At 71.6% G+C, this 22,501-nt stretch carries 20 protein-coding genes, 1 tRNA gene and 3 pseudogenes; 15 read left to right on the top strand and 9 right to left on the bottom strand.

What is annotated here, in order from left to right:
* Positions 1 to 58: 58 nt before the first annotated feature.
* Both GA0074692_RS28945 and nuoH read left to right on the top strand, forming a co-directional pair.
* Positions 59 to 675: pseudogene (locus GA0074692_RS28945) on the top strand (NADH-quinone oxidoreductase subunit C); the annotation flags it as partial.
* A gap of 218 nt (positions 676 to 893) precedes the next feature.
* Positions 894 to 1,856, top strand: a complete 963-nt coding sequence (nuoH, locus tag GA0074692_RS28950; protein WP_091650107.1) for an NADH-quinone oxidoreductase subunit NuoH — start codon at positions 894 to 896, stop codon at positions 1,854 to 1,856.
* 210 nt (positions 1,857 to 2,066) lie between these two features.
* Here the strand turns inward: nuoH and GA0074692_RS28955 are convergent, their stop codons facing one another.
* Together GA0074692_RS28955 and GA0074692_RS36615 are read right to left on the bottom strand one after the other, a co-directional pair.
* On the bottom strand, positions 2,067 to 3,137 hold the full coding sequence (locus GA0074692_RS28955; protein WP_425413367.1) for a glutathione S-transferase family protein: 1,071 nt from the start codon (positions 3,135 to 3,137) through the stop codon (positions 2,067 to 2,069).
* A gap of 85 nt (positions 3,138 to 3,222) precedes the next feature.
* The gene (locus tag GA0074692_RS36615) at positions 3,223 to 3,348 is read right to left on the bottom strand and encodes a hypothetical protein (RefSeq protein WP_281199060.1); all 126 of its coding nucleotides are present in this window, start codon (positions 3,346 to 3,348) and stop codon (positions 3,223 to 3,225) included.
* 115 nt (positions 3,349 to 3,463) lie between these two features.
* Between GA0074692_RS36615 and GA0074692_RS28960 the strand changes: the two genes are divergently transcribed.
* From GA0074692_RS28960 to GA0074692_RS28995, 8 genes and pseudogenes are all read left to right on the top strand, one after another.
* A complete protein-coding gene (locus tag GA0074692_RS28960; RefSeq protein WP_091650110.1) occupies positions 3,464 to 4,051 on the top strand; it encodes a NuoI/complex I 23 kDa subunit family protein in 588 nt (195 codons plus the stop codon).
* Positions 4,048 to 4,569 (top strand): annotated as a pseudogene (locus GA0074692_RS28965) (NADH-quinone oxidoreductase subunit J family protein); the annotation flags it as partial. The gene GA0074692_RS28960 and the pseudogene GA0074692_RS28965, both read left to right, overlap by 4 nt.
* A gap of 121 nt (positions 4,570 to 4,690) precedes the next feature.
* On the top strand, positions 4,691 to 5,080 hold the full coding sequence (gene nuoK, locus GA0074692_RS28970) for an NADH-quinone oxidoreductase subunit NuoK (RefSeq protein WP_245730504.1): 390 nt from the start codon (positions 4,691 to 4,693) through the stop codon (positions 5,078 to 5,080).
* Positions 5,077 to 7,014 (top strand): NADH-quinone oxidoreductase subunit 5 family protein, encoded by a 1,938-nt coding sequence (locus GA0074692_RS28975; RefSeq protein ID WP_091650113.1) that lies wholly within the window; start codon positions 5,077 to 5,079, stop codon positions 7,012 to 7,014. Before nuoK ends, GA0074692_RS28975 begins: the two co-directional genes overlap by 4 nt.
* 34 nt (positions 7,015 to 7,048) lie before the next feature.
* Positions 7,049 to 8,572 carry a complex I subunit 4 family protein gene (locus tag GA0074692_RS28980; RefSeq protein ID WP_091650117.1) on the top strand — a complete coding sequence of 508 codons (1,524 nt, stop codon included), beginning with the start codon at positions 7,049 to 7,051 and terminating at the stop codon, positions 8,570 to 8,572.
* An 11-nt stretch (positions 8,573 to 8,583) separates the two neighbouring features.
* The gene (locus GA0074692_RS28985; protein ID WP_091650120.1) at positions 8,584 to 10,047 is read left to right on the top strand and encodes an NADH-quinone oxidoreductase subunit N; all 1,464 of its coding nucleotides are present in this window, start codon (positions 8,584 to 8,586) and stop codon (positions 10,045 to 10,047) included.
* A 146-nt stretch (positions 10,048 to 10,193) separates the two neighbouring features.
* Complete coding sequence (gene htpX / locus GA0074692_RS28990) at positions 10,194 to 11,069, top strand: zinc metalloprotease HtpX (RefSeq protein ID WP_091654257.1); 876 nt, start codon at positions 10,194 to 10,196, stop codon at positions 11,067 to 11,069.
* 315 nt (positions 11,070 to 11,384) lie between these two features.
* Positions 11,385 to 12,650 (top strand): MFS transporter, encoded by a 1,266-nt coding sequence (locus GA0074692_RS28995; protein ID WP_091650125.1) that lies wholly within the window; start codon positions 11,385 to 11,387, stop codon positions 12,648 to 12,650.
* 25 nt (positions 12,651 to 12,675) lie between these two features.
* On the opposite strand, the gene GA0074692_RS29000 is transcribed toward GA0074692_RS28995, so the two are convergent.
* Together GA0074692_RS29000 and GA0074692_RS29005 are read right to left on the bottom strand one after the other, a co-directional pair.
* Positions 12,676 to 13,176 (bottom strand): GNAT family N-acetyltransferase, encoded by a 501-nt coding sequence (locus GA0074692_RS29000; RefSeq protein ID WP_091650128.1) that lies wholly within the window; start codon positions 13,174 to 13,176, stop codon positions 12,676 to 12,678.
* A gap of 11 nt (positions 13,177 to 13,187) precedes the next feature.
* Entirely contained in the window at positions 13,188 to 13,682 is a 495-nt protein-coding gene (locus GA0074692_RS29005) for a YajQ family cyclic di-GMP-binding protein (RefSeq protein ID WP_091650132.1), read from the bottom strand.
* 149 nt (positions 13,683 to 13,831) lie between these two features.
* Here GA0074692_RS29005 and GA0074692_RS29010 point away from each other — a divergent pair.
* Positions 13,832 to 13,915, top strand: a tRNA-Tyr gene (locus GA0074692_RS29010).
* A 63-nt stretch (positions 13,916 to 13,978) separates the two neighbouring features.
* Here GA0074692_RS29010 and GA0074692_RS37055 read toward each other — a convergent pair.
* From GA0074692_RS37055 to GA0074692_RS29025, 3 genes and pseudogenes are all read right to left on the bottom strand, one after another.
* Positions 13,979 to 15,525 (bottom strand): annotated as a pseudogene (locus tag GA0074692_RS37055) (tyrosine-type recombinase/integrase).
* Positions 15,522 to 15,731: a helix-turn-helix transcriptional regulator gene (locus GA0074692_RS29020; RefSeq protein WP_091650135.1), complete on the bottom strand. Its 210-nt coding sequence runs from the start codon at positions 15,729 to 15,731 to the stop codon at positions 15,522 to 15,524. Before GA0074692_RS29020 ends, GA0074692_RS37055 begins: the two are co-directional and overlap by 4 nt.
* Positions 15,728 to 15,925: a hypothetical protein gene (locus tag GA0074692_RS29025; protein WP_091650140.1), complete on the bottom strand. Its 198-nt coding sequence runs from the start codon at positions 15,923 to 15,925 to the stop codon at positions 15,728 to 15,730. Before GA0074692_RS29025 ends, GA0074692_RS29020 begins: the two co-directional genes overlap by 4 nt.
* A 362-nt stretch (positions 15,926 to 16,287) precedes the next feature.
* On the opposite strand from GA0074692_RS29025, the gene GA0074692_RS29030 reads away from it, so the two are divergent.
* Positions 16,288 to 16,473 carry a hypothetical protein gene (locus tag GA0074692_RS29030; protein WP_091650143.1) on the top strand — a complete coding sequence of 62 codons (186 nt, stop codon included), beginning with the start codon at positions 16,288 to 16,290 and terminating at the stop codon, positions 16,471 to 16,473.
* A gap of 31 nt (positions 16,474 to 16,504) precedes the next feature.
* Here the strand turns inward: GA0074692_RS29030 and GA0074692_RS29035 are convergent, their stop codons facing one another.
* Positions 16,505 to 16,882 carry a hypothetical protein gene (locus tag GA0074692_RS29035; protein WP_245730505.1) on the bottom strand — a complete coding sequence of 126 codons (378 nt, stop codon included), beginning with the start codon at positions 16,880 to 16,882 and terminating at the stop codon, positions 16,505 to 16,507.
* Between the two features lie 869 nt (positions 16,883 to 17,751).
* On the opposite strand from GA0074692_RS29035, the gene GA0074692_RS29040 reads away from it, so the two are divergent.
* The gene (locus tag GA0074692_RS29040) at positions 17,752 to 18,342 is read left to right on the top strand and encodes a GNAT family N-acetyltransferase (protein WP_091650146.1); all 591 of its coding nucleotides are present in this window, start codon (positions 17,752 to 17,754) and stop codon (positions 18,340 to 18,342) included.
* A gap of 180 nt (positions 18,343 to 18,522) precedes the next feature.
* Here the strand turns inward: GA0074692_RS29040 and GA0074692_RS29045 are convergent, their stop codons facing one another.
* The gene (locus GA0074692_RS29045; protein ID WP_091654259.1) at positions 18,523 to 18,882 is read right to left on the bottom strand and encodes an ArsR/SmtB family transcription factor; all 360 of its coding nucleotides are present in this window, start codon (positions 18,880 to 18,882) and stop codon (positions 18,523 to 18,525) included.
* Positions 18,883 to 18,941: 59 nt separating this feature from the next.
* Between GA0074692_RS29045 and GA0074692_RS29050 the strand changes: the two genes are divergently transcribed.
* Complete coding sequence (locus GA0074692_RS29050) at positions 18,942 to 20,027, top strand: cation diffusion facilitator family transporter (RefSeq protein WP_091650150.1); 1,086 nt, start codon at positions 18,942 to 18,944, stop codon at positions 20,025 to 20,027.
* 290 nt (positions 20,028 to 20,317) lie between these two features.
* Positions 20,318 to 22,312 (top strand): cell wall-binding repeat-containing protein, encoded by a 1,995-nt coding sequence (locus GA0074692_RS29055; RefSeq protein ID WP_091650153.1) that lies wholly within the window; start codon positions 20,318 to 20,320, stop codon positions 22,310 to 22,312.
* The last annotated feature ends 189 nt before the right edge of the window (positions 22,313 to 22,501 follow it).

Here is a 22,501-nt window from a genome sequence, read left to right on the forward strand (position 1 = left end):
GACGGGCGGGCGGGGCGGTGGGCAGGGGGCGGGACGGGGAGGGGGGACGGGGAGTGGGGTGGGCCATAGGATCGGGGCATGGAGGCGGAGGGGGTCGGGCGGCGGCTGGTCGAACTGGTCGTGGACGAGGCGGTGGTCGCGGGAGTCTCCGGCGGTCAGGCGTACGCCCGCGCGACCGTCGACGTGCCGCCGGCCCGCTGGCGGGACGCGCTACGCGCGGCACGGGACGACGCCGAACTGGCCTGCGACTTCTTCGACTGGCTCTCCGCCGTCGACGAACTGGACGGCGGCTTCGACGTGGTGGCCCACCTGTGGTCGACCGCGCACCGGCACGGTCTGCTGGTGCGTACCCGGGTGCCCCGGGAGGCCGCCGAGGTGGCGTCGGTGGTGGACCTCTACCCCGGCGCGGCCTGGCACGAGCGGGAAACACACGAGATGTTCGGCATCGGGTTCGCCGGGCACGAGGCGCTCCGCCCGTTGCTGTTGCCGCCGCAGTTCGAGGGGCACCCGCTGCGCAAGGAGTTCGTGCTCGCCTCCCGGGTGGCGAAACCGTGGCCGGGGGCGAAGGAGCCGGGCGAGTCGGAGGCCGGCGGTGGCCGGCGGGCGGCCCGTCCGCCGGGCGTCCCCGCACCCGGCGAGTGGGGCACGACGCCGACCCCGGCCGGTGCCGGTGGCGTGGGGGAGGGGCCGCGCGGCGGCGCACCCGCCCGCCCGGCCCGCCGACCCCCCGGGGAGCGGCCGGCCCGGGGCGACCGGACCACCCCCGCTGCTCGACCCGGACAGAGCGCCCCGGGCGACCGACCCGGGCGGGCAGCCCCGCAGAACCAGCCGACCGCCGACGGCCACCAGCAGCGGCCCGAGCCCTCCGTCGGTGACGAGGGAGGTGCGGTCTGATGCCGCTCTGGCTGGAGTTGACCCTCCGGGTGGTCGGGGTGCTCGCCGCCTTCCTGATCCTGCCGCTGCTGGTCGGGCAGACCGAGCACAAGGTCATGGCCCACATGCAGGGCCGGCTCGGCCCGATGTACGCCGGCGGTTTCCACGGCTGGGCGCAACTCGTCGCCGACGGCATCAAGTTCGTGCAGAAGGAGGACGTCACCCCGCGGGAGGCCGACCGGCCGGTGTTCCGGCTGGCCCCGGCGGTGGCGTTGGTGCCGTACCTGCTCGCCCTGCTGGTGATCCCGCTCGGCCCCGGCGACCTGGTCGGGCAGCCGCTGGACATCGGCCTTTTCTTTGTCCTGGCCGTGGTCGGGATCGGTGTGGTGGCGGTGCTCATGTCGGCCTGGGCGTCGGCCAACAAGTACAGCCTCCTCGGCGGCCTGCGCGGTGCGGCCCAACTGCTCGGCTACGAGCTGCCCCTGGTGCTGGCCGCCGCGTCGGTGGCGATGGCGGCCGGCACGCTGAGCCTGTCCGGCATCGTCGAGGCGTGGCAGCCGTGGTGGCTGCTCTGGCAGGCCCCCGCGATGGTGGTGTTCTTCGTCGCCGGGCTCGCCGAGATCCGACGGCCACCGTTCGACATGCCGATCGCCGACTCCGAGCTGGTCTTCGGGTACATGACCGAGTACACCGGCCTGCGGTTCGCCTTCTTCCTCCTCGCCGAGTACGTCGGCATCGTGGTGATCGCCGCGCTGACCACCGTGCTCTTCCTCGGCGGCTGGCAGGGGCCGTTCGGCGACGCGTACCTCGGCTGGCTCTGGACGCTGCTGAAGGTCTTCGCCGTCTCTTTCGTGATCATCTGGCTGCGGGTGTCGTACCCCCGGCTCCGCGAGGACCAGCTCCAGCGGCTCTGCTGGCTGGTGCTGGTCCCGGTCTCGCTCGGGCAGCTCGTCCTGACCGCCGCCGTCCGCGTGGCCACCTGAGACCCCGCCCGGACCTCGCCCTGCCCGGACCTCGCCCCGCCCTCCGCTCCCCGGTCCGACCCGGCCCGCCCCCGCCCCCCGGCCCACGTGATCGACACGGTTTGCGGCATGTCGGGTGTCGTCCGCCCCGGACACCCCGACATGCCGCATGTCGAGGCGCGGGCCGCCCGGACGAGCCCGACCAGCCCGGGGGCTGGCCGGGGTCCGCGGTCAGCGCAGGGGGGTGTGGGCGGGGTCGACCCGCTCGGCGGACGCGGGCGGCGGAGGCGGCGCGCCGTCGCCGAACGGACGGCCGCCCAGCGCCTCCCGGTCGTGCGGCGTGAGCCAGTTCGCCAGGTCCGGTCCGGCCGGCACCACCCCGGTCGGGTTGATGTCCCGGTGCACCTCGTAGTAGTGCCGCTTGATGTGGTCGAAGTCGATGGTGTCGCCGAAGCCGGGCGTCTGGAACAGGTCCCGCGCGTACGCCCACAGCACCGGCATCTCGCTCAGCTTCTGCCGGTTGCACTTGAAGTGGCCGTGGTAGACCGGGTCGAAGCGGACCAGCGTCGTGAAGAGCCGTACGTCGGCCTCGGTGATCGTGTCGCCGACCAGGTAGCGCTGCCCGGCCAGCCGGTCGCTCAACCAGTCCAGCCGATCGAAGAGCCGGTGGTACGCCCGCTCGTACGCCTGCTGGCTGCCGGCGAAGCCGCACCGGTAGACGCCGTTGTTGACGTCCTTGAAGACCAGCGCGTTGACCTCGTCGATCTCGGCGCGCAGCTGCTCCGGGTAGAGCTGCGGCGCCCCGTCGCGGTGGTGCGCCGTCCACTCCGTCGACAGGTCCAGGCTCATCTGCGCGTAGTCGTTGGTCACCACCTGCCCGGTCGGCACGTCCACGATCGCCGGAACGGTGATCCCCCGCTCGTATCCGGGGAAGCGCTTGAAGTACGCGGCGGCCAGTCGCTCGATGCCGAGCACCGGGTCCCGGCCGTCCGGGTCCAGGTCGAAGGTCCAGCTCCGCTTGTCGTGGGTCGGGCCGGCCACCGCCATCGAGAGGGCGTCCTCCAGACCGAGCAGCCGCCGTACGATGATCAGCCGGTTTGCCCACGGGCAGGCCCGGCTGACTGCCAGCCGGTAGCGGCCGGGCTCGACCGGATAGCCGTCCCGCCCGTCCGCGGTGATCCGGGTGGCGATGTAGCGCTGGTCGCGGGTGAACTCACCACCCGGCTCGACGTACTTCCCTCCGGTCCGTTCCAGGACCTCCTCGTCGCTCGTCGCCGAGTCGCTTGCGGTGCTCTCGTTCACGTCGCCCCCTTGCGGTGCCCAAGGTCGCCTGTCGCCCTCATCATGGCGGATCTCCCGACGCCCGGCCCGCTGGTGTCGGCTCCGCTCACCGGCCCCGGGGGTACACGAGCAGCACTCCATCGAGCAGTTCGCGGCGGCGGCCATCGTCGGATAGCGCGTCCAGATCGTCGGTCGTCCACCCGCCATCCGGCGGATGCAGCGCGGCGGTCATCGGGCGGTCCTTTTCCGGTGCTTGCCGGTGCGTCGTTCTCCCCACCGGTCACGGTAGCGCCGGTAACTGCCGGGTGGTGGTCGCGCACGTCGGGGACACAGGGCAGGATGGCGACATGAGTGACAGCGGTGTGCCCGGAAGCGGACTGGCGAAGGGACTGGCGGTCACGCTGAAGACGATGACCCGTCGCTCGACCACGCAGCAGTACCCGGACGTGGCCCCCGAACTGCCGCCCCGGTCCCGTGGGGTGATCGCCCTGCTGGCCGAGAACTGCACGGTCTGCATGCTCTGCGCCCGGGAGTGCCCGGACTGGTGCATCTACATCGATTCGCACAAGGAGGAGGTGGCCGTGCCCGGCGCGGCCCGCCCCCGCCAGCGCAACGTGCTCGACCGCTTCGACATCGACTTCTCGCTCTGCATGTACTGCGGCATCTGTGTCGAGGTCTGCCCGTTCGACGCGCTCTACTGGTCCCCGGAGTTCGAGTACGCCGAGTACGACATCCGGGATCTCCTGCACGACAAGGACCACCTCGGGCAGTGGATGGCCACCGTCCCACCGCCGCCCGCGCACGACCCGAACGGCGAGCCCTCGAAGGAGGAGACCACCGCCGCGCGCAAGGCCGCCGCCCCGGCCGGCCCCGCCGCCCGTCCAGCCGCTCCCCGGGTACGCCCCGAAGCCGGCACGGAGGGAACGGACCGGTGACCGGTGTGGACGTGCTGCTGCTCGCGCTCGGCGCGGTGGCGGTCGGTGCGGGCGCCCTGGTGGTGACCACGCGACACCTGGTCCGCGCCGGTCTGCACCTGGTGGTCTGCCTCGGTGCGCTGGCCGGGCTGTACCTCGTGCTCACCGCCGAACTGGTCGCCTGGGTGCAGGTGCTCATCTACGTCGGCGCGGTGGTGGTGCTGCTGCTCTTCGCGGTGATGCTCACCCGTGCCCCGATCGGGGCCTCCGACGATCTGGACCGGCCCGGCTGGCCGGCCGCCCTGGTCGGCGGGGGAACCGCGCTCGGGCTGAGCGCCCTGCTGGTCGACGCGTACCGGTGGTCGACGGTGGAACTGCCCGAGGCGGGCACCGCCGAGCGGATCGGCACGGAGGTCTTCGCCCGCTGGGTGCTCCCGTTCGAGGTGCTGTCGGTGCTGCTCCTCGCCGCCCTGGTCGGGGCGATCGTGATCTCCCGTCCGGAGATCGGCACCCGCCCGGAGCCGGGCGACTCTCGGGGCGGCACGACCATCCGGCTCCGGGGGACTCTCCGGAGCGGCACGACTCTCCGAAGGGTCACGACTCTCCGGAGCGGGCCGACCGGGCCGAGGACGGGGACAGCCGGGGGAAGGGGGTGGCCCGGTGAGGCCGGTCATCCCGTACGTCACGGCCGCGCTGCTCTTCGGGCTCGGCGTCTACGGCGTACTGCGGCGGCGCAACGCCGTGCTGGTGCTGATGGCCGTCGAACTGATGCTGAACGCGGTCAACCTGATCCTGGTCACCGCCGACACCACCGTCCGGGCCGCGCTGCCGCACGGTGGGCAGGTCTTCGCGCTGTTCGTGATCGTCCTCGCCGCCGCCGAGATCGGGGTGGGACTGGCCATCGTGCTCCAGCTCTACCGGCTGCGGGCCAGCGTCGCCGTGGACGAGGTCCCGCTCACCGAGCGCCCTGAACAGGCCAAGCGACCTGAACAGACTGAGCGCCCCGAACAGCCCGAACGCCCCGGGCACTCCGAGGAGGTCGCCCGGTGAATCGTGTCCAGACCCTTGGCGTGCTGCTGCCGGCCGTACCACTGGTGGCGGGGCTGACCGGGTTGTTGCTGGCGCCCTCCCCGCGCGGCCGGGTCGGCGGCGGGGAGCGGGCCCGGCGGACGGCGATCGGCCTCGGCGTGGTCGGGGCGGTCGGGTCGCTGCTGCTCGCGGTGGCCCTGTTGGTCAGCCTCGACGGCCCGACCGAGTACGCCCGGACCTGGATCGAGCTGGGCGGGCTGCGGGTGACCCTCGGTGTCCGACTGGACGGCGCGGCGGCGCTGGTCGCGGTCGCGGTGGCCACGGTCGCGCTCGCGGTGCAGGTCTACTCGGTGGCCTACCTGCGGCGCGGTCCGGACGACGACGTCGAGGTCGACCACCGCTACCCGCCCTACGCGGCGCAGATCAGCCTCTTCACCGGGTCCATGCTGCTGGTGGTGGTCGCCAGCGATTTGATCCCGCTGCTGGTCGGCTGGGAGGTGATGGGTATCTGCTCCTACCTGCTCATCGCCCACGACCGGCGGCTGCCGGAGGCCCCGGCCGCCGCGATGAAGGCGTTCCTGGTCACCCGGGTCGGTGACGTCGGGTTCCTGCTCGGCATCGCGCTGCTCGGGGTGAGCGCCGGCAGTTTCCGGATCGCCGACGTGCTCGCCCACGACCACACCACCGGTACGCTCACCGCCGCCTGCCTGCTGCTGCTCGCCGGGGTGGCCGGCAAGAGCGCCCAGTTCCCGCTGCACACCTGGCTGCCGGACGCGATGGCCGGCCCCACCCCGATCTCCGCGCTGATCCACGCCGCGACCATGGTCGCCGCCGGGGTGTACGCGGTCACCCGCCTGTACCCGCTGTTCGAGGCGGCCCCGGTCGCGCTGGCCGTGCTCGGCGTCATGGGCGCGGTCACCCTGCTGCTCGGCGCGTTCGCCGCCACCGCACAGGACGACCTGAAGCGGGTGCTCGCCTGGTCCACGGTCTCCCAGATCGGCTACATGACCGGCGCGCTGGCCGTCGGCTCCCCGTCCGCTGCCCTGTTCCACCTGCTCACCCACGCCGCGTTCAAGGCGCTGCTGTTCCTCGCCGCCGGAGCGGTGATCCACGCGGTCGGCACCACGCTGATGTCCGGCATGGGCGGGCTACGTCGGGCCATGCCGGTCACCTTCTGGTGCACGCTGGTCGGGCTCGGCGCGCTGGCCGGGGTGCCGCCGCTGTCCGGCTTCTTCAGCAAGGAGGGCGTGCTCGCCGTCGCCGAGGAGGCGGCCCGGCACGGCACCGGCCCCGCCCCGACCTGGGTCGGCTGGCTGGTCTGGCTGGCCGGGCTGGTCGGTGTCGCGGTCACCGCCTGGTACGCCACCCGGCTTCTGCTGCGCACCTTCCTCGGCGCCAGCCGGGCCCCGCTGGCCCACCCGCACGACCCGCCGGCCCTGATGCGCTGGCCGATCCTGCTGCTTACCGTGCCCGCCGCCCTGCTCGGGCTGGCCGGCTTCGACTGGGCGTTCGCCCGACGGCTGCTCCACACGCCGACCGCCAGCCTGCCGGGAACCGAGCACACGCTCATCCACCTCGGTCCCGAACTGCTGCTGCCGGTGGCGTTGCTGCTGGTCGGGGCGGGGCTCGCCGGGTGGCGGTGGCAGCGAGACCGGGCCGCCGACCCGGCCACCGCGCTGGGTCCGCTGCGGCTGGTGTTCGCGTCCGCGTTCCGGCTCGACGCGGTCCAGCACGCCCTGGTGGTACGCCCGGTCGTCGGGTTGGCCCGCCTGGCGCGTACCGGGGACGAGCGGGTGGTGGACGGGGCGGTCGAGGGCAGCGGACGCGCCGCGCGCGGACTCGGCGGCGGGCTGGCCGCGCTGCACCGGGCGGCCCTGCCCCGGGCGGCGGTGGCGGTGCTGGCCGGCGTACTGCTCATCGGCCTCGCCGCCACCCTGATCGGAGGTGCCGGGTGATCGCCCACCGCTTCTGCCCGCTCGGGGGTGTCGCGTGACGACCGGTCAGTTCCTGCTGGTCGCGGTGCTGGCGCTGCCCGCGCTCGGTGCGGCCGTGGCCGCCGCGCTGCCCGACCGGGTCGGTCGACTGGCCGGTACGGCCGCCGCCGCGCTGACCCTGGTGGCGGCGGCGCTGCTCGCCAGCGGCGACAGCGGCTGGACGGCGTACACGGCCAGCACACCCGGGGTGCTCCCCTGGCACCGGCTCGACGTGGCCTGGGTGCCCGACCTGGACCTGCGGTTCCACCTCGGGGTGGACGGCATCTCGTACCCGCTGGTCGTGCTGACCGCCCTGCTCACCCTGCTCTGCTGCGGGTACTCCCTCTGGCGGGTGCCCGGCGGTGGGCGGGGGAACGTCCTGGTCGCCCTGCTGCTGGTGATCGAGGTCGGCATCCTCGGCACCTTCCTCGCCCTCGACCTGGTCCTCTTCTTCCTCTTCTTCGAGGTCGTCCTGCTGCCGATGTACGCGGTCATCGCCGGTTGGGGCGGATCCGGTGAGGACTCGGAGACGACCCGCCGGGCGGCGGCGCGGAAGTTCGCCCTCTACACCCTCTTCGGCTCGGTGCTGCTGCTGGTCGGGGTGTACGTCGTGGTGTCGGCCGCCGGCACCGCCGACATCGTCGCGCTGACCGGCGGGACGGGACTGTCCCGGGGCACCCAGCTCGCCGCGTTCACCCTGCTCGGGCTGGCCTTCGCGGTGAAGAGCCCGCTCTGGCCGCTGCACACCTGGCTGCCCGACGCGCACACCCAGGCACCCACCGTCGGCAGCGTCATCCTCGCCGGGGTCCTGCTCAAGATGGGCACGTACGGCCTGGTCCGGGTCGCCGTCGGAGTGGCCCCGGAGGGGGCCCGCTGGGCCGCGCCGGTGCTCGGCGTGCTCGCCGTCGCCGCGATCGTCGTCGGTTCACTGGTCTGTCTCGCCCAGGACGAACTGAAGCGGCTGATCGCGTACTCCAGCGTCGGGCACATGGGCTTCGTGCTGCTCGGCATCGCCACGCTCACCGCCACCGGCATCCAGGCGGCACTGATCGGCAACGTCGCGCACGGCGTCATCACCGGCCTGCTGTTCTTCCTCGCCGGGGCGGTCAAGGACCGTACGCACACCGGCGAACTGGCCGGCCTGTCCGGGCTGCGGGAGACCACGCCCCGTCTCGCCGGGCTGCTCGCCTTCGCCGCGATCGCCTCGCTCGGCCTGCCCGGCCTCGCCGGCTTCTGGGGCGAGGCGTTCGCCGTGGTGGCCGCGATCCAGGTCGGCGGGGCGCTGTGGACCACGCTCGGGGTGCTCGCCGCGGTGGGCGGGGCACTCACCGCCGCGTACCTGCTGCGGCTGCTGCGCCGGGTCACCCACGGGCGGCCCGCTCCGACGGTGGCGGGCCTCTCCCCGGGCATCGCCGGAGCGGAACTCGCCGCCTGGGCCCCGCTGGTGCTGCTCGCCCTGGCGATCGGCCTGGTGCCGACGCTGGTGCTCGGGGTCGCCGAGGCCCCGGTCGCCGCCCTCCTGGAGGTGGTGCATCCGTGAGCGCGAGTCCCGTGAGTTTGGTCCAGTCCGTCGACCATGTGGCGCTGCTGCCCGGGTACCTGGCCGCCGGCACCGCCGTCCTCGTGCTCCTGACCGACCTGCTGCTGGCCCGACCACGCGCCACGGTGGCGGCCGGGGCGGTCGGCGCGACGGCCACCGCGCTCGGCGCGGCCCTGGTCGGGGCCGACGGCGACCGGGGGACGTTCTGCGTCGCCGATGGCTGCTCCTGGGTGGCCGACGACCGGGCGGGGCTGGTCGGGGCGGTCTTCGCCCTGCTCACCCTCGGGGTGCTGGCGCTGGCCGGTCCGTTGCTACGCGGCGGGCGGATGCCGGTGGGGGAGTTCTGCTTCCTGCTCGCCTGCTCGATGACCGGCGGCGTGGTGCTCGGCGCGGCCGGTGACCTGATCACCCTGATCGTGGCGCTGGAGACGCTCACCCTGCCGCTGTACGTGCTGGTCGGGCTGCGCCGGGGCAGCGTGGCCGGGGCCGAGGCGGCGGTGACCTTCTTCGTGGTCAGCGTGGTGGCCACCACGGTCACCCTGCTCGGCGCGGCACTGCTCTACGCGGTCACCGGACGGCTGCACCTGCGTCCGCTCGGCGCGACGCTGACCGAGGACGCGGCACTGCTCGACCTGCCGCTGACCACGGTCGCCGTGACGCTGGTGGTGCTCGGGCTGGCGTTCAAGGTGGCGGCGGTGCCGTTCCACGCCTGGGCGCCGGCCACCTACGACGGCGCACCGGTGCCGGTGGCCGCGTACCTGTCGACGGCCTCGAAGCTCGGCGGGGTGGTCGCGCTGCTCGCGGTCGTCCAGCACGCGCTGCCGGCGACCGTCACCGGCCCGGTGCTCGCCCTGCTGGCCGCCCTGACCATGACCGTCGGCAACCTGGTGGCGCTGCGGCAGCGGCGCATGGTCCGGCTGCTCGCCTGGTCCTCGGTGGCCCAGGCCGGCTACATCCTCGCCCCGCTGGGCGCGTTGGCGTTGGCCGCCGGGCGTACCACCGACGCCCGCGCCGCCGCGTACGCCGCCGCCGTCGCGTACGCGGTCTTCTTCGTGGTCCTGGAACTGGGTGCCTTCGCGGGCGTGGTGGCGCTGCGTCCGGACGGGGCGGACGGCGGCACGGTGGCGGAGTACCAGGGCGCGGCCCGGCGACACCGGTGGACGGGGGCGGCGTACGGACTGGCCCTGGTCGGGCTGGCCGGACTGCCGCCGGGGCTGGCCGGGCTCTTCGCCAAGGTGACCGTGGTCCGCTCGCTGCTGACCGGCGGGGCGGGCTGGTTGGCGCTGGTGGTGGCCCTGAACGCGGTGGTCGGCCTGGCCTACTACCTCCGGGTCGCCGCGACCCTGTACGCGCCGGCAGCCGAACCGGCGCCCACCCTCCGGCGGTCGCGCAGCGTAGTCGCGACGCTGGCGGTCGCCACCGCTGTCGCGGCGGTGCTCGGTCTCGCCCCGCAGCTCCTGTTTGGTTTGGTGTAGCCGGCGGATCGTCGTTCGGGCGGCTGTCGCTGCCTTCGCGTGCCCTTCTCAGGTAACTCACAGTCATGAGAGGGATGGTTGCGGGGTACCGGACGGTTGTTCCGGTCGACGGATCCCCCTCGGATCCGGGCACCGAAGGAGTGATCGTGCATCACAACCGTCTCAAGACCGCCGCGCTGCTCGGCCTGCTCACCTCCCTGATCCTGGCGGTGGGCTACTGGTTCGGCGGCAGCGGCGGACTGGTCATCGCCGTCCTGGTCTCCCTGGCCATGAACGGTGTCAGCTACTTCTACTCCGACAAGCTGGCTCTGCGGTCGATGCGGGCCCAGCCGGTGAGCGAGGCGCAGTTCCCGGAGCTGTACCGGATGGTGCGCGAGTTGGCGACCGAGGCACGGCAGCCGATGCCGAGGTTGTACGTCAGCCCGACCACCCAGCCGAACGCGTTCGCCACCGGCCGTAACCCGCAGAACGCGGCCGTCTGCGTCACCCAGGGCATCACCGAGATCCTCGACTACCGGGAACTGCGGGGCGTCATCGGACACGAGCTGTCCCACGTCTACAACCGGGACATCCTGATCTCCAGCGTGGCCGCCGGCCTGGCCGGCATCATCACCATGCTGGCGAACATCGCCTGGTTCATCCCGCTCGGCGGCGGGGACGACGAGGACGCGCCGAACCCGATCGTGCTGCTGCTGACCATCATTCTCGGCCCGATCGCGGCCACGGTGATCCAGTTGGCGATCAGCCGGAGCCGGGAGTTCCAGGCGGACGCCTCGGGTGCCCAGCTCACCCGTGACCCGCTGGCCCTGGCCAGCGCCCTCCGCAAGATCCACATGGGCACCCAGCGCCGGCCGCTGCCCGCCCAGGGACAGTTGACCAGCACCGCGCACCTGATGATCGACAACCCGTTCAAGGGGGGTGGCGTAGCCGCTCTCTTCTCCACCCACCCGAGGATGGAGGAGCGGGTACGCCGCCTGGAGCAGATGGCGGCGTCCAGCGGTCCCGTGCAGTTCCAGCGCTGACCCGCCGGCGTGCGGGGCGCGCCTATCCCATATGCCGGGGGACCGCCGGGCGCGCCTTCCGTGCACCGGGGGACCGCCCCGACCGCCCTGAACGCCACCCGTTCCGCCCGCGACCAGGTCCCGGTCGCGGGCGGAACCCTGTCACCCGTCCGTCCCCGGTGGGCGCGGTAACCATTTCTCCGTGCTCCCGGAACAGGTTATGGTCGGACTGTCCGGCGTCAGGGTCGTAGAGCCGTCCGCCCATTACCGCGCCGCCACACACCATCACCGCTCACCGCGGGCGCGAACGGCTGCGTCCGCAGCAGAGGAGACACCGTGGCCGCACTGGGTCGGTACCGGGACATATGGCAGATCCCCGGAGCGCCGGTGCTGCTGGTCACCGGCATCATCGGCCGGCTCGGGATCGGGATGACCTCGCTGGCGTTGCTGCTGCTCGTCGAGGAGGTCACCGGACGCTACTCGCTGGCCGCCGTCGCCGGAGCGACGTATGCCATCGCGGGGGCCGCGTTCAGCCCGGTGGCCGGACGGATCGCCGACCGGATCGGCCCCACGCCGGTCCTGCTCGCCACCGGGACGGCCCACCCGCTCGCCCTGGTCGGCCTGCTGCTGGCCAGCCGCGCCGGGGCCGAGGCGTTGCCTCTGATCTACGTCGCGTCCGCGCTGGCCGGTGCCACGTACCCGCCGCTCACCGCCGCGATCCGCGGTGCCTGGAACGACCTCACCACCGTCGCCAGCGGCCGGTACCACCTACGCAACACCGCGCTGGCCGCCGAGACCACCCTCTTCGAGGTCGTCTTCGTCCTCGGCCCGCTGCTGGTGGCCGGGTTCGTGCTGGTCGCCGACGCCACGGCGGCCCTGGTCGGGTCGGCCGTGGTCACCCTGGTCGGCACCGGCGTGGTCGCCCTCGGCCGGGTGATGCGGGCCTGGCAGCCGCACCCCCGGCACGCCCATGCCCGAGGGCTCGGCCCGCTGCGCGCCCCGGGATTCCCCGCGCTGCTGGTCTGCGTCGCAGGGCTCGGCCTGGCGTTCGGCGCGGCGGGCGTGACCGTGCCCGCGTACGCGAGCACCTCGATCGACACCGACGCCGAGAGCCTCGCCGGTGTGCTGCTCGCCGTCTGGGGCGTCGGCAGCGCGGTCGGCGGCTTCTGGTACGGCACCCGCCGCCCGCCCCGGAACATGACCCGCCAGTTCGCCTGGCTGCTCGGCGGGGTGGCGGCCAGCTTCCTGGTCTTCGCGGTGATGCCCACCCCGCTGGCGCTCGGCACGGCGCTGGTGGTCGGTGGCGCGACCATCGCACCCGCGCTCACCCTGGAGAACACCCTGGTCGGCCGGGTCACCCCGGCCGGCATGCTCAACGAGGCGTACACCTGGGTGGTGACCGTGTCGGTCGGCGGGAGCGCGGCCGGCAGCGCGGCGGCTGGCCTGATCGTCGACCACGGCAGCGTGTCGTGGGCCTTCGTCTTCGCCGGGGCGGCGGTCGCCGTCGCGGCCGGGGTGGCGGCCCGCCCCGCCGGCCCCATCGCCCGCGCCGAGGCCCGATCGGTACGCGCCGAGCACGCGCTCGCTGCCGAGGCGGCCTGACCCGCGCGGTACCTCCGGGGGCGGTTCAGCCACGCAGGTCGATCCGCCAGTGGTGGACGCGGAAGACCCGCCCCCGGAACGGCCACTCCCGCTCGCCGAGGGACGTGAAGCCGAGGGCCCGGCAGATGCCGTTCGAGGGGACGTTGTCGACGGCCGGGAAGGCATGAACCACGCCCCACCGGCCGTCGGAGCCGGCCAGGTCGAGCAGGCTCCGGACCGCTCGCCGGCCGAGTCCGCGTCCCTGGTGCTCGGGGAGCACCATCCAGCCGATCTCCGCCCCGGGCTCGCCGTCGACCTCGTGCGGCCAGAGCGTCACCGTGCCCGCCACCGTGTCCGCCACGGGGGAGTCGACGACGATCATCTTGATCAGGCTGGTGTCCCGGGCAACCAGTTCGACGTCCAGGGCCACCTGGGCCTCCACCCGGTCCCGGGGAAACGGCCCACCGAGGTGGGCCGTCATCGCCGGGTCGCAACGCATCCGGACGTACGCCTCCACGTCGTCGGCCTGGACGTCGCGGAGCCGCATGTCGGGGACCGTCAGCGGTAGTTGGTGAACTGGAGGGCGACCCCGAAGTCCTCCGCCTTGAGCAGGGTGATGACCGCCTGGAGGTCGTCCTTCTTCTTGCCGGTGACGCGGAGCTGGTCGCCCTGGATCTGCGCCTGGACACCCTTCGGCCCCTCGTCCCGGATCTTCTTGCTGATCGCCTTGGCCTTGTCCGACTCGATGCCCTGGATCACCTTGGCGTCGATCTTGAAGATCTTGCCCGACGGGCGCGGGTCACCCGCGTCCAGCGACTTCAACGAGATGTTGCGCTTGACCAGCTTCTCCTTGAAGACCTCCAGCGCGGCGCGGACCCGCTCCTCGGTCTCCGCCTGGAGGCTGATCGCCTCCTCGCCCGACCAGGAGATCTCCGCGCCGGTGCCCCGGAAGTCGAACCGCGTCGCGAGCTCCTTCTCCGCCTGGCGGAGGGCGTTGTCGACCTCCTGACGGTCGACCTTGCTGACGATGTCGAACGACGGGTTCGCTGCCATGCTCATGCTCCTGCTTGTCCGGCTGTCTGACTGTGTCGTGGCCGTCACTGACCAGCGGTACGACCCCCTGACCGTACCCGGTTGCACGGACCCTGGGTGGAGCCGCTATCCTTGCTCCGCTGCCGCGTTACGGCGTGGCAGTACGCCCTGGCGGGTTGCCCGAGCGGCCAATGGGAGCGGACTGTAAATCCGTCGCGAAAGCTACAGAGGTTCGAATCCTCTACCCGCCACCAGGTGCACAAAGAGGCCCCTGACCAGCATGAACGCCGGTCAGGGGCCTCTTTCGTGAGTCTCGCTCAGTCTCGCTCCAACCCGCTCAATCTCGCTGGTTGTGTCGTATACGTGTCGCCGAGATCAGCGGGTGACGGAAGCCGCCAGGCGGGTTCCGTCAGGGCGTAGTTGTCGGGTTAGGTCTGGTGGAATCGTCATCGGCTGGTGGGGTTGCGGCGGTGGCCGGCGGCAGGCCGAGCGCCGCCTCTACCCGGCGGCGGGCCGCCTCCTCTTGGCCGTAGACGCACTTCGCGTAGACACGCATGAGGACGTGCACGCTGTGCCCGGCCCACTCGGCGACCTGGGTAGCCGGCACCCCGGCGTTGAGCCAGAGCGACACGGCCGCGTGCCGCAGGTCGTACGGACGCCGGGCCAGCGGTGAGCGCTGCTGAGCCGGCGTGAGCACCTTTGCCCGCGCGTCCCGCCATGCCTTGCCGTAGGTGTTGTTCGGGATCGGTTGGCCGGCAGTGGGCACGTACCGCCCGCCGGGGCCGCGCCGGGTGACGAACAGCTTGCCGTTCGATCCGGGCGGGTACTCCCTGATGTGATGATCGAGCAGCCGCACGAGCGGCGGCGGCACCGGCACATCCCGCGTGGCCGTCTTCGCCCGGTGTTTCAGCTCTCAATCCTCGGCGGTGTTGTCGCCATCGCCCCAGTCTCGACCCACGGCCACTGTCGAGCCGGTCAGGTGCAGCACGCCCCATCCTCCACGCTGGGCGGGCCGCTCGTACTCGTCTTCGCGTAGATGCAACACTTCCTCGGGCCGTAGCGCGGCGTAGTACATGCATCCGAAGAACGCTTCCAGTTCGGGTACCGCGCGCCCCGCCTCGGCGAGAAGCGCCCGTGCCTGATCGGGGTTGACCACCGCCCGGCGGTCCACCTCATCCGCCGTCTTCGGTGCGGTCCAGCTCACCAGGGACATCGGGTGCGCGTCGAGTAGACGCAGCTCTACGGCGTACTTGAGTGCGCCGGAGAAGACGGCCCGCTTGCGGGCGATGGTGCTCGGTGAGGCGGGAGCGCCGTCCATCCGCAGTGCGAGCGTGTCGAGGGCCTTACGGATCAACGCGGCGTCGGCGAGCGCAGCCAGGTCAACCGTGTTGACCTTGAGCCAGCGCACGGCGGTGGCGAGATTGGCGGGTGGCCCCCCGGCGTCGCGGCGGGCCTTGTTGAACACCCACCCGTAGAGCGCGGCCCGTAGGGCCTTGTCGTTGGGTGTGCCCCGGTCGGTCGCGAGCAGGGCCGGCGTGACAGTGGCCAGCGTTTCGGCGATGCCCTTGCGATGCTTCGCCGATGCGCGGGGCCATTTCATATCGACGTAGGCCACGGCGTGCTCGTACCAGGATCGGGTGTTGAGCGCCCGCGCCATCGGCTCGGGTAGGCCGCTGGCCTCATCGAACGCGACGCCTTCCCGCTGGGCCACGACCAGCTTTGACCGGAAGCTCTCGGCCAGTGCGCGGGTCGCGAACGTCTTGCGGAACGCGCGACCAGCCACCTTCCACCGGACCACGTAGGAGTAGCCCTTGGCGAGTTGGTTCTTGAGGATGCCGTGTACGCGTACGTCGTAGGTGCTCATGCTGCCTCTTCGTGGTCGGTGAGCCATGCGTCCAGGTCGCGGCGGCGGACGTACAGGCTGCCGTTGGGGTACTTGATGGTTCGGGGTGCGCGGCCGGTGGCCTTCCAGCGGAAGAAGGTCGACCGGGGTACGCGCAGCTCGGCGAGAGCTTCAGTGAGGGTGAGCAGGTTGCCGGTGGGGGTGGTGCGCTGCGGTCGGGTGGTCATTGGCGGGTGTCCTCCCTCGGGGTGGCGTCGAGGTAGATGCGCTGGAACATCGGGGATCGGCGGTCGGGGTAGGGCCGGCTGACCTGGTGGATGTGCAGCACTCGTGCGATGGCGGCCAGTGCTGCGGCGGTTTCGGTGGGGGTGCCGTGGAGCCTGATTCGGATCGTGGGGACCTTCCGGTGTGCGCTGGCCATATGTGGAGGGTTCGGGATGCATAGCCACAGAACGTGCAGAGCGGCCCACTGAGAGCGCCGTAGAGCCAAGATCCGAGGCAGCCGGGTGTAAGGGGCGTAGGGCCTATCCGTCTCCGTGGCTCTCAGTGAGTCGTTCCGGGTGCGGCGGGCGACCGGCGGGCCGGACGTGGCCGGGAGAGGGGCGGGAAGCGTTGACACGTTGACAATCGGCCGCCACGTGGACGTTTCCGCAGGTGGAAGCCGGTATCAGGGTGTCAACGCCGGGCGTTGACAGGCGTTGACACCCGTTGACACCGAACGGGCCAGCGGCAGGGCACTGCCAGGCGATTGCTCACCAGGTGAGGTCGTGCTTGGCTCATGACATGACGAAGCGCGGGGTCCTATTTGCTGTCGGTGGTGGGCTTGCTGCCGCCGGAGCGGCGGCAGGCTTTACGGCCATCCAGGTCAGCGAGGGCGGCATTTACCTCCTCGGCTACGTGGTCATGATCGTCGGTGGCCTCATGATCGCGAAGGCGAGAAGGCTCGGGCTCCCGGCGCGGCGTCGGTGACCGGTGGGTTGTCAACGCCTGTCAACAGGTGTCAACGCGCCCCGTTGACACCCTCCCGGCCGTGCTGACCTGCGGAAACACCGCTGTCGGGGGTGGGTGTCAGCGTGTCAACTCTTCCGGGGTCCTCTGCGGTGGCGCGGGGGTGCAGTTCGTAGCGGCCGTCCGGGCCGTGGCGGACCCATCCGAGGGCGGCCAGTTCGGCGAGCACCGCCGACACCTCGTCGGACTTGGGTAGTCGGCGGGAGACGCGGCGGTGCAGTTCCCGGCGGGTGAAGGTGGTCATGCCCTTGGTGGTGAGCACGCCGAGTACGTAGCGGGCGTTCTCCATCGCGGTGTCGGTGCCGATGGTGGCGACGGCGGCCCGGTAGTGCGCGGCGAAGAACTCCGCCAGCCTGACGGCGTCGGCCATCCGCTCGGCGTCGATCGGTCGGCGCCCAAGGTTGCAGCAGGCGGTGATGATACAGCCGCTCGTTGCCAGACGGCGTGTTCGACACTGGCAGGCGGTGCTTGGTGCCCCCGACTGTGGGGAGAGCAGGCGTGGTCGACCTGGGCATGGCTAGGTGCGGTGGCTGACTGCCCGTGTGTCGTATGCGTGTCACACGGGCTGGCCAGGAGGCTGTTTTGCCTGCTCAGCGCGTCGAGCTTGGCGCTCTGTAACTCCGTCGCGAAAGCTACAGAGGTTCGAATCCTCTACCCGCCACCAGGGAACGGTAAGGCCCTTGACCTGCGGAAACGCAGATCAGGGGACTTTGTCGTCGTGTGCTGGTGTTGACCTTGGTTACCTCTGCTTGTCCGGCCTATCGGGCACGCAGCGGGCACGCGGAACGGAGCTGAGCGTGGCGGTTGACTGGACGGCCGTGAGCTCGATTGCAACGGCAGTCAGTGCGGGGGTCGCTGCTGCGTCGGCTGGTGTGATCGCGAGGGAAGGGTCTCGACCGTGTTTTTGAAGAAGGGCGATCCGTCTGGTGGCTGATCTCTGAGGAGGGCCGGGGTTCGGGGCGGAGCCCCGAGGTCTTCAAGGTCTTGTGTCCGCCTAGTGTGGCCGGCCGGCCCGGCCGATGCCGGCCGGAGGTCGCCAGCAGGCCGGGGCCGGGCCGCCTTGATTCTTAAGAGGCTTATTCGGCAGTCATCTTCGATGAGGGCTGTTTTCTCCGTCGCTGATATGCGACAGGCGTCCGCCAACTGATCTGCGACATCTCAGCGCGCTGATCGCGGCAGGTCCGCGTGTTGCCTTCCTGTCGATTACGGTTCCGCTTCGTATGGACGAAAGAAGGACCAATGTTCGACGAGACTGCGGCGATTCCATCCGGACTGCACCACGAACGATTCGTTGCGACGCCGCTGACCACCGACACGGCTGCCTTGGATTACGCGTCGTACATGGCAAGCCCGCACGTCATCCGCGCACACAGCGACGGCCGGTGGCCCATCGATGGGTTCACCCTTGAGGATGACCTGAAACTGGTCGCGAAGCACCAGGCTGATCACGAGAACCGCCGCGCGTTCACGTTTGTCCTCCTCGCCCCGTCTCTGCGCGAGGCGCTGGGCTGCCTGTACGTGAATCCACTCCGCGAGTACCTCCAACGCGCTGGGGCCGATCGCCGAATCCTTGACGCCGTACCGGCGGCTTCTGCGATGGTCACTTTCTGGCTTCGCCAAGACCAGCAGGGAACCGGTCTGGCCGACGTTGTGGTTGAGGCCGTGAACGACTGGTTGCTCACCGAGTGGCCCTTGGCGACGCACTTGTTTCGCGTCCTGCCCGATGAGCGGTCATCATGCGCGGCCCTCGACCGACTGAACCTTCGGAAGACCCGTCTCTCCTTGCCGGGCGACACCCGGCCCTACGTCTGGTACCAGCCTTTGGTGTAGGCGCCTCAGCGGCAGCACCCGGACATCGACATGACAGGACGTTGGTCGGCAAAGGCCCCCGGAGACCCGCAGCACCGTACCGGCTCGACCTGCCGCCCTCGATCGCCGGACCCTGTCGTACATCATTTGGCGGAGTTGCGCCGACCTCCGCTCCGAGCCCACCGAGTGAGCCTCGCGGGTTCACTCGTGGTCGGGGAGGCCGGTCACCCGGTGGGAGGCGGCGTGCAGGACCTCGGTCACCAGCCGGCGTACGTGCCCGCCCCGCGCTGTGTAGAGGGATCGCCGGCCCTCCCGTCGTGCCGTCACCAGTCCCGCCAGCCGTAGCTTGGCGAGGTGCTGCGACACGGCCGGCCGGGCGACCCCCAGCGCGGTGACCAACGTGGTCACGTCGTGCTCGCCGTCGGTGAGTAGCCGCATCAACCGTAGCCGGGTGCCATCGGCCAGCATCCGCAACATCTCCGTTGCCGCCTCCACCTGGCTGTCGGCAGGAAGGTGTTGTTGCAGGTCAGCGGCACCTGCATCATTGTCGCGTGCGTACATGAGCACATATTATCGCCGCTGTCAGATGTGCCGACCCGCTCGACGACACGGGGGACGCGGTGGACGACCACGACCACGACCACGAGCACAGCCACGACCGCGAGCACGGTCACAGCCATGACCACGGCCACGGCCCTCACCACGGGGGCCGGCTCGCTGCCTGGTGGCACCGGCTGACCCACGCGGTCGTTCCGCACTCGCACGACTCCCGTACGAAGATCGACCCCGCGTTGGAGTCCTCTCGCGAGGGGCTACGCGCGCTGTGGATCTCGCTGGTCGGCCTTGGTGTCACGGCCGTGGCCCAGGCGGTCATCGTGGTGCTGTCCGGCTCGGTCGCCCTGCTCGGCGACACCCTGCACAACGTCGCCGACGCGCTGACCGCCGTACCCCTGGGCATCGCCTTTCTGCTCGGCCGGCGGGCAGCCACCCGCGCCTACACCTACGGCTACGGCCGGGCCGAGGACATCGCCGGCATCTTCATCGTCGCGGTCATCGCCGCCTCCGCTGTCGCCGCAGCCTGGACCGCCGTCGCTCGTCTGCTGCACCCGGCCGAGGTCAGCCACCTGCCCTGGGTCGCCGCCGCCGGCCTCGTCGGCTTCGTCGGCAACGAACTCGTCGCCCGCTACCGCATCCGGGTCGGCCGCCGTATCGGCTCCGCCGCCCTGGTCGCCGACGGCCTGCACGCCCGCACCGATGGCTACACCTCCCTCGCCGTACTCCTCGCCGCCGGCGGGGCCGCGCTCGGCTGGCGGTGGGCCGACCCCGTCGTCGGCCTGGTCATCGCGGTCGCCATCGCCTTCGTCCTCAAGGACGCCGCCCGCGAGGTGTACCGGCGACTCATGGACGCCGTGGACCCCGCCGTGGTCGACCAGGCTGAGACGACACTCCGGGCCGTCGACGGAGTCCGCGACGTGGCCGCGATCCGCCTCCGCTGGATCGGTCACCGACTGCACGCCGAAGCCGAGCTGGTCGTCGACGCCCGTCTCAGTCTCGTCGCCGCTCACGAGATCGCAGCCGACGCGGAACACCAACTCACCCACGCCGTACCCCGGCTGACCACCGCCACCGTGCACACCGATCCGGACAGCCACCCCGGCGGACACCACCACACCGAGCTGTCACACCAACGCCGGCAGCACCCCTGACCGGGTACGGAAAGGTGACGATCGTTCGACCGCGTCACGCAGTGCGGTTACCGGCCGAACGGAGCGTGTGACATCGACCGAGGGCTGTCCGGGGGACGCCCTCCATGATCATCCGTTCGGTCAGAGATCGACGTCCGGTGGTGATCGGGACAGCGCGCTTCCTAAGAATTCCCTAAGGTTCTGGGCAACTGCGCCGCCCCGGGCCGGATTGGCCGGCCGACGGTTGGAGTGCTGCGGCGCGGTCTTCGACGGGGAGTCCCCTCTTGTCTTCTTCTACCCTTCGTGGGTCGGTGGCGCTCGCCTCGGCCCTCGCGGTCGGCTCGACCGCGCTCGTGGCGGCGGCGCCGGGCGCCAGCGCCAGCCTGCCGGGCACGGGCAACGTCCTGACCACCAGCATCGGCAGCAGCTTGATCCGGTTCTACAACGACCCCTCCCGCACCGAGCTCGGCTTCCCGGAGCCCGAGTCAATCAAGCACGCCGCCTGGTCCCCGGACGGCAGCATCGCCGCCTTCGTCAGTGGGGACGGCGGGATCGGCACCCTCCGCTGGGACGGCGAGTGGGGTTTCTGGCAGATCCCCGGCGAGCCGGGCACCGTCCGGGAGAGCCCCACCTGGCGGGGTAACGGGTCCAGCATCATCTGGGCGGAGAAGCCCGCCGGTCAGTCGTGGCGGATCCGGATGGCTCCCAGCTCGTCCTTCACCGACTTCGGGAACCAGCTCAGCCCGCCCGGTGACACCCAGCACTACCGCAACCCGGACGGCGGCCACGACCACCGGGTGGTCTTCCAGCGGCAGGCGGACAACGGCGCCGGTTCGCCGACCGGACCGTCCAGCGTGGTGCTCTTCGACGGCTCAAAGCCCGAGGCCGAGTGGATCACCGTCATCGACGACAACGGCTCGAACCCGGCCCTGTCGCCCGACGGTACGAAGGTGGCGTTCGTCCGTAACGGTCAGATCATCGTCTCCGACCTGGCCGGGAACAACGAGGTCGTCGTCACCCGCAACACGCCGGCGCACGACAACCCGGTGTGGTCGCCGGACGGCAAGACCATCGCCTTCAGCCAGGGCAGCGGGGTCGCCACTGCGCTGGCCGACGGTACGCAGGCGGATTTCCCGGTCCCGATCCACGGTGCCAGCGGGGTCCCGGCCTACCAGCCGCGCAAGAAGGACCGGGTCGCCCGGCTCGCCGGTACGAACCGGTTCACCACCGCCGCCGCTGTCTCCCAGTCGCACTGGAAGACGTACGGCAACGCGGCGGACACCCGCGAGCAGGCCAACTCGGTGGTGCTCTCCCGGTCGGACACCTTCGCCGACGCGCTGAGCGGTTCGGCGCTGGCCGCCTTCAAGCGTGGCCCGCTGCTGATGACGCCGCCCACCTCGCTGGAGGCCAGCACCAAGGCCGAGATCCAGCGGGTGCTCGCCCCGGGTGGGACGGTCTACCTGCTCGGTAGCCCCGGCGCGCTTTCCACCGGGGTCGAGGACGCCGTCCGGGCTCTCGGCTACAACCCGGTACGGCTTGCCGGCAGCGACCGCTTCTCCACCTCGGTGGCGATCGCCAACGCGATCGACCCGAGCCCGGACCTGGTGCTCATGGCCACCGGCATGAACTACCCGGATGCGCTCGCCGCCGGGGCCGCCGCCGGTTCGTACAGTCACCCGACGAGCAACTGGTCGGCCGTGGTGATCCTCACCAACGACGCCAAGCTCCCGGTGTCCACCAAGGCGTACCTGGACGGTCTCGACCGGGACAGCCGGACTCTCTACGGCATCGGCCGGTACGCCGCCCAGGCGGCCGCCGCCTACGACGGCCCGGACGCCGTCGACGTGTGGGGTGATAGTCGGTACGAGACCGCGCTCTACACCGCCTGGACCTTCTTCGGCGGGAGTCACCACGTCGGTCTCGCCACCGGGGCCAACTGGCCGGACGCGCTCTCCGGCGGCGCGCTGATGGCGGTGGTCAACGGACCGCTGATGCTCACCCAGGGCGCCGCGACCGACCTCGCCTTCGAGGCCGAGCTACTGCTCGCCGAGTCGAGCGCCTCCACCCGGGACGTGCTGGTCTTCGGCTCCGCGCCGGTGATCAGTGACCGGCAGCGCAACCAGGCCGGGTACTGGATCGGCGGTCCGCTCGGCGCGAACGCGGTGAACAACCCGACGGACGTCGCCCGGGTCGCCGGGTCGGGTGCGCGTACCGCCGGCGCGACCGACACCTCCGCCGTGCGTACGCCGGAGGATGCCGCGAAGGCGGCCGAGTCGGTGCGGGAGCGGCTGGCCGAGCTCCGCTGACCACCCGCTCCACCTGTTCCACCCGCTCCACCGAGGGGCCCGGTCAACCGACCGGGCCCCTCGTCGTCTCCGGCGTCCAACCGTGATGGTGCTTTCCCTCCGAGGTTCTGCAGCTTGTGCACGTTCCCTCTCGGAGGACCTCAGTCGTGCACCGATTACGGCAACGGACCGTGAGTGCTCCCGCACCAG

The organism is Micromonospora pallida, assembly GCF_900090325.1.
GTDB classification, from domain to species: Bacteria; Actinomycetota; Actinomycetes; order Mycobacteriales; family Micromonosporaceae; genus Micromonospora; species Micromonospora pallida.